1 protein-coding gene is annotated in these 819 nt (G+C 45.3%); it reads right to left on the bottom strand.

Annotated features, from left to right (window positions below):
• Positions 1-693, bottom strand: a 693-nt coding sequence (locus A3729_RS34385; RefSeq protein ID WP_304439761.1) for a methyl-accepting chemotaxis protein, incomplete at its 3' end; no start/stop codon positions are given.
• Positions 694-819 lie beyond the last annotated feature (126 nt).

Below are 819 nucleotides of genomic sequence, written 5' to 3'. Positions count from 1 at the left end.
TGTTTGAACTGAAAGCGTGCGCACTTCATCTGCAACAACGCTAAACCCTCTTCCTGCATCGCCTGCTCGAGCGGCTTCAATCGCGGCATTGAGCGCAAGGAGGTTGGTTTGTGAGTTGATCTTGTTTATATCTTCTAGATGCTCAACTACTTCATGAAAACGTGCATCAATATCGTCAAAGTTCTGGTTTAAAGTAACAGAAGCCGCCTGAATGTTTTCAAATTGCTGAATCAGCTGGGCTAAGGCCTGATTCGAAACTTCTCCAAAGTTGTTGAGGCTTTCTAGTGTGCTGGGCTCAAGGTTTTCATCTAAAGATTTTGATAATGATTTAGCATAGCTGTCTGCCCGTTCGATTGTCTCTGCAGTTTGTGTCGTATCGTCAGAAAGCGAGTGTGTAAGTTTTTCAGTATCCTCTGCAAGCTGGGCGATAAGCGCAATTTTTTCATCCATCATATGGTGGATTTTATCGAATAACTCAATTTGCGCCTGCTTTTCTCTTGCCGCCCGTTTTGCTCGCGGTGTTTGGTCATAGGGCACTAAAGATCGCTCAATGCGTTGCCAAATCATAAAGCCAACGATCATTGTCATGAACACTAAGGGAACGATGACGTAGCTTGGTAGCGGCGGTGCGATGACTAGCCAGCCAGTTGCGAGAACCTGCAGGAAAAGCAGACAAGCGTATTCATATTTCATTGAGTGACCTTTATCACCAGTGTAAGAACCGAGCGCTAAAATGTTTCGAGTGCGAACGACAAGACGAGCCTATTTAGCGAGCAAGTCTGGCCTCAGTGTCACTAGAAGCAATCGTTTTAGCTTGTT

The organism is Oleiphilus sp. HI0043 (assembly GCF_001634935.1).
The sequence above is the reverse complement of the archived record's forward strand: the minus strand, read 5'-3'. Positions and strand labels throughout refer to the sequence as shown.